A 5,456-nucleotide genomic window follows, 5' to 3' on the forward strand; every position below is an offset into this window, starting at 1 on the left:
AGCGGGCGCATTTTCAGGCAAAATAATACCACTTTTATATAAATCTGTTTTTTTTGTATAGTCAAAAATTAAGCCTGTATTTTCGTCTTTTAATTTTTCGCGGCTGTTATAAGCGGCGAGATAAAGCGAGCTTTTGCTTTTTCCTGTTTTTGTTGTTCGCGTCAAAATTTTAAATTCGAGATGAAATATTGCCATCGTTGTCTCCTTTTTCTTTTTTCTTTTTCATGCCCACACACACGGAAGAGGGGAGGGCATACGGGCGGGGGCAACCTTTGCGGAAGCATTGGGAAGCCTTAGCCCGTGCGGTGCGCCGTAGGTGTTCCGCTTGTCGCGTTAGCGACATAGGGCGAAGCCCTCAAGCCTCGCAGAGCACGCACGTTGCCGAAGGCAATGTATAAGCGGGCATTTAGAACTAACGTTCAAAATGGGGCTTACTTCGTGCGCAGCTACCGCCTTATTTATTATTTAATAAAACCTTTTAATAAAAAGTAAATAAAACCACCAAATATATTTGACTTTTATTTTTTATATATTAATAGAAATAATATAAAGAAAAAAATAGAGGGTATACTTATGAATTACAACACTTTCAAAAATAAATATTATAATGAAAATAGCGATTGTAGCGCTTATTTTCGCGGAGAATTTAATAAATTCAATAAATTTAATTATTTGAATGAGCAAAAAAATGAAGAAGATAAATTAAAAATTAACACTAATCCAAATGTTGACTATTTAGCTGATTACTTCCACAAAACATATATAAATAGTTTAATTAACGAGCGTCTTTTTGCAAAGCAGAGCAATTTTAAAGAGTTAGTTTTTGATTATTACGAAGTAAACGCATTTAAAAAGCACTTTAAAAAATACTTTAAAACAATAAAACAATATAAAAAAACCAAGGATATATTAAGTGACGCTTTCACTTTTAGAGCGCCAGATTTGATGGGTTATTCACACACGTTTTATTTTTGCGTGGACAAAAAAGAATTTGATAAAAATGGAAATGATTATTTGGAAGATTTGCAGCTATTTTTGAGTGAAGAAATAGAAAAGCAGATCGAAAAAATAGAAAAAGAAAAAAAGGAAGAAGATAAAGAATTTGAAAGATTAAAGTTAAAACTTGGTAAGGCTTAAAATATGATTATAACTTTCATTTTAAATATTATTATTATTATTTCATTGTCCGCGCTTTACATTGTAAAGCGTAGGCAATGGCTAAAAAAAAAGAAAAGATAAACATTGTAAAAATAAGGGGGCTATATGAGCTTACAACAACAAAAAGAGAGATTAAAAAGAGAACTCGCGGCATTAGAGAAAAAAGAAAAACACTTAAAAGATCAGGCGAACGCTAAAAACATGAAAGCAATTGCGGCAGAAATTTTAAAATATGATCTTGAAGGATACGACAATTTTAAAAAAGTCGTCGGTTTGTTAGCATATTTTGATTATCAAGACGACGATTTTAAAAACGGCTTGATGAAATGGGCGGAAAACGAACTTGAAGAAAGAAAAGCTAAAAAAGTAGCACGTACATTTAAAAAAAAACCGCAAAAATAATAAATAATGAGGGGGTTAATCATGGATAAATTAACCCTGTTGGATATGTTCAAACACGGAACCGCTACATGGTCAGCGGTTTCGTCTTTCGTCGTTGTTTTGTTTTGGTGTGTTGGCTGTTGGCTGTCATTTTTGGCGATTGTTAATTATAAAAACGCCGCAGATGGCAAAAGCGGAATCGCAAAGCCAATCATTCAAACAGTGATCGCCGCTTTGATGGTGGCAATTTCTCGATTTATCCCCATTCTTTCGGACACTTTAAACAATAAAGCGGCGGAATTTTCACCTCAAAGCCTTTTAAGTGATATTCCGCAGGATGGGCTTGGTTTAAATTTAGCATTTACAAGCGTTTTATTATTTGTGCAAATGTTGGGCACAATTGCCGTTTTTCGTGGCTTTTTGATGCTGTGGGAGGCAACGAACAAGGGCGCAGGTAGTGGGCTTATAGGCAAGAGCTGGACGCACATCATAGGTGGCGTTTTAGCTGTAAACATACAGCTTACAATCTCGACGGTAGCCGCTACGTTTTACCCAGGCGTTGATCTGTCGTTTTTGGGTCTTTGAGTGTAGGCGGGTCAATGGCCAGCTTGCTGGGCGTAGCGAACCATTGACGCGACGGAACGACCCCACCCTTGGCTAAGGGGGAAGGAGAGCCACGGCGAGCCTTCCTCCTGTTAAGCCGCCCTTTTGCCCTTTATACTCACCGCAGGACGGCAGGCGTCCGGGTGGGTTTGTTTGTTTCGTGTCTGTCGTCCTATCCCTTCCCTTTCTCTCTGGATCTGGCAGTCGCAGGGTTTTTGTCTTTTAGCCCCCTCTGGGGGTTGGGGGTTTAAAATCCGTTCAGGATTTGCCTTTTGCTTTTGACCTTTCTTTTAAAGCCCCATAGGGGCGCACTCAACTTGATTATTAAGAAATAAATCGCACGAATTTTAGGGGGTAAATCGGGCTACAAGCCGCGCCAATGCTGGATTTCTTGGTTTTTTTAATTACATACCAAAACGGAAAAAAGCGCAAATTTTATACAGGCAAGGAAGGGCTAAAAGAAACGATAAACGGACAACATAAAGCGATAGAAGGTAAACCTGGGACGGCTCTACATTTTTAGCACTAAATAGGGGGTGTTTTTGGGACGGCATACATTAAAGCAGTTAAAAAGCGGGCTATAAATGGGACGAGATCAACCGTTGGGGGGATTTGCGCGGGTGTTTTTGTTTATGGCGATTTTTTAAGCATTTGACAAAAAAGAAAAATCCCGTAACTTTTGAGTTGCGAAGCTACAAAAGAAAACGGGATTAATCAGATGCTTTATGAAAATAATAAAGCATATGGGGATATTGTCAACACTGGCGAAGTGCCATTTTTAACCACATATGCAGCCCAAAATGGGCAAAGATTGAACGAAAGAAAGGGCAAGAGTATAAGACTTGCCAAACTCTACTACCTTCAAGCTGAAAAGCTCGAGGGCGGTAAAGCTGAGGCTATGAAGAAACGCGCGGGGCGTGTTTTTGGGTGTTCAAGTCATATGGAGATGGCCATAGGGTCGGGTGGATATGGCTATTCGCTTTATAGCCACCGTTGCAAAGATCGGTCGTGCACCACTTGCCAACGCGTCCGTGCGTACATACTACAAAATAAAGTGCGCGAAATTACGCCAAAGCTAATAGAGCAAACAAACGCAAAAGATGGGCTAATTTTCGGCACGTTAACTATAAAAAACCCGCCAATTGTTGAATTAAAAGACTATTTAAAAATAATGAGTAAAGCATTTGCTCGTATGTTTAAAAGAAAAGAGTTTAAAATAGGTGTAGGCGGTTTTAGGTGTTTTGAAGTAACACGCGGCGAATCAGGCGCGGATTTTTGCCATCCTCATATTCATTTTTTACTACAAGTTAAAGCGTCATATTTTGCGCGTAATTCTCCATTATATATAAATGCCGATCAGTGGGCGACAGCATGGACTGACTGTTTAAAATTAGAAGTAGAAAAAACGGGGCGCGTTTTTAACGTTGCAGACTATCCGAACGGTAAAGCATTTGTAAAAATTTTACGCGTGCAAGCCCCTGATTACACAAGAGAAAATCGGAAATACGCGACGATTGAAACTCTTCAAAAAGAAGGCGATCAGGTTATAAACTACGTGCTTAAATATACCGCAAAAGAAGATGAAGGGTCGAAAAAAGCATTAGTTAAAAATGATGATTGGTTTTTTGAATATGACAAACAAATAAAAAACATACGCGCTATTTCATTTTTTGGAATTTATAAAACATTAATATCAGAACTGCCACCGCGTGAATATAACGAGAAAGAAATAAGGAAAGATTTAAATAATAATCAGGCTAAATTTTATAGCGTGCTGTGGGATGACGATCATAAATATATTGCAATTGAAACGACAGAAGAAGAAGCGTTAAATAAGAAAAGAACTAACACAATAAACAGCATAAAAACAACGTTGACCGCACAACTTGAAAGTAAAAATTATATTCTGGATATAATGATCGCGGCAATGAACAAAGGCGATTTTTTAACTGTTAATGAAGAAATAAATAATCATAATACCCTTGCGGATCGAATATATAAAACATTTAAAAGAATGGAAAAAGCGGGTGAATTGGTGGAAAGGAAAAGCGGATTTTATCAGCCTTTCCATGATTACACTTTTAAATCTGTAATTTATGAAAAAATGGAAAGTATTTTGAGTGCGGAAGAATTGGAAAATATTAAAAAAGAAATTGAATTAAATATTGAGGTAATAGAAGACAACCCACCATTTTAATATAAATAATTAAGCCCCATATATGGGGCTTTTATTATCTGTTGTTTTTTATCTGTTTAGCGTTATATTCTTCCTCTTTTTTGTTTTTTAACTCCTCCTCTGGATCTCTTAGTGTCATTTCAATAATCCATCTTTTATTATTTTCGTCGCGGTGGCTTATTACCCTTTTTCTCCCTGTTTCTAATTCGATTCCCCTCGGGTGTGTGTGTAATGTCATTTTTCTGATTAAGCTCATTTTCTAACTCCTTATTTATATATTTATTTAATTCTAAATTTTCGGCCTCTTCTTCGTCTGTTTTCATATTTTTGAAAAAATCGGCTTCTGTCATTTTTTGCATCTTTTCCGTTTTGTTTTTTTTGTCATTCCCTCCTTTTAGTTTTAATAGAATATTTCTAAAAAACAATCCTACGCTTTTATTATTTTTTATATTCTCTTCTTTTTGTTCTTGTTGTTGTTTTAACCTCTGGCGCAATTCGGGGTTTTTGTTTTTTTTACGTGCTTTATCTTTTAAATATTTAACTGTCGGCTTGCGTTTAACGGGCTTTTTAGTTGCTAAATGTTTAGCCAATGTTGTTAGTTCTTCTGCTTTTTTAATGTCGTTATTTTCCAGCGCTTCGCGTGCTTTTGCTATTGCTAACTCTTTTTGACGTAAAAAGCTTAAATGTGTAATCGTGTTATTGTGCCCGTTTTCTCTTAAAGTCTTATTTACCAAAAGAGACCACTGTCGCCGCCATATTTCCGCCAAGTCTTTATTATTCCAGCATCGTTCCTTTTTCTTGCTGAATCCCTCATTTTCACATTTACGCATAGTGAGCATAATGTGCGCGTGCGGTTTTTTGTTAATGTCGTGTATCGAGTAATCAGCAATCATTCCTTTATTAACAAAATTATCTTTTAAATACTTTTTTAAAAGTTGCTCATTTTGTTCCGCGCTTAACTCAGCGCATAAAGAAATAATGGCGTACCTGCATAACTGACTGTCTTTTCTGCGTTCTATATTCTCGACTTCCTGCCAGAGGGTTGAACGCTCATAAAAACGAGCGGGCGCATTTTCAGGCAAAATAATACCACTTTTATATAAATCTGTTTTTTTTGTATAGTCAAAAATTAAGCCTG

At 36.7% G+C, this 5,456-nt stretch carries 6 protein-coding genes; 4 read left to right on the forward strand and 2 right to left on the reverse strand.

Going from position 1 to position 5,456, the window contains the following annotated elements; all coding sequences use genetic code 11:
• On the reverse strand, positions 1 to 195 hold a 195-nt coding region (locus JK211_RS16425; RefSeq protein WP_212709697.1), incomplete at its 3' end, for a MobA/MobL family protein.
• Between the two features lie 378 nt (positions 196 to 573).
• Between JK211_RS16425 and JK211_RS16430 the strand changes: the two genes are divergently transcribed.
• The 4 genes from JK211_RS16430 to JK211_RS16445 all read left to right on the forward strand — a co-directional run bounded on the left by JK211_RS16430 (position 574) and on the right by JK211_RS16445 (position 4,339).
• Positions 574 to 1,137: a hypothetical protein gene (locus JK211_RS16430; protein WP_212709698.1), complete on the forward strand. Its 564-nt coding sequence runs from the start codon at positions 574 to 576 to the stop codon at positions 1,135 to 1,137.
• Between the two features lie 126 nt (positions 1,138 to 1,263).
• Entirely contained in the window at positions 1,264 to 1,560 is a 297-nt protein-coding gene (locus JK211_RS16435; RefSeq protein ID WP_099456243.1) for a hypothetical protein, read from the forward strand.
• A gap of 21 nt (positions 1,561 to 1,581) precedes the next feature.
• Complete coding sequence (locus tag JK211_RS16440; RefSeq protein ID WP_212709699.1) at positions 1,582 to 2,124, forward strand: hypothetical protein; 543 nt, start codon at positions 1,582 to 1,584, stop codon at positions 2,122 to 2,124.
• A gap of 736 nt (positions 2,125 to 2,860) precedes the next feature.
• Positions 2,861 to 4,339: a protein rep gene (locus JK211_RS16445; RefSeq protein WP_212709700.1), complete on the forward strand. Its 1,479-nt coding sequence runs from the start codon at positions 2,861 to 2,863 to the stop codon at positions 4,337 to 4,339.
• A 137-nt stretch (positions 4,340 to 4,476) separates the two neighbouring features.
• Here JK211_RS16445 and JK211_RS16450 read toward each other — a convergent pair.
• On the reverse strand, positions 4,477 to 5,456 hold a 980-nt coding region (locus JK211_RS16450; protein ID WP_212709701.1), incomplete at its 5' end, for a MobA/MobL family protein.

This window comes from Tatumella sp. JGM130 (assembly GCF_018257525.1).
Lineage (GTDB): Bacteria > Pseudomonadota > Gammaproteobacteria > Enterobacterales > Enterobacteriaceae > Tatumella > Tatumella punctata.

Coding starts and splice junctions, on each gene's coding strand:
- JK211_RS16435 (WP_099456243.1), top strand. CDS start 1,264: ATGAGCTTACAACAACAAAAAGAGAGATTAAAAAGAGAACTCGCGGCA.
- JK211_RS16440 (WP_212709699.1), top strand. CDS start 1,582: ATGGATAAATTAACCCTGTTGGATATGTTCAAACACGGAACCGCTACA.
- JK211_RS16445 (WP_212709700.1), top strand. CDS start 2,861: ATGCTTTATGAAAATAATAAAGCATATGGGGATATTGTCAACACTGGC.
- JK211_RS16430 (WP_212709698.1), top strand. CDS start 574: ATGAATTACAACACTTTCAAAAATAAATATTATAATGAAAATAGCGAT.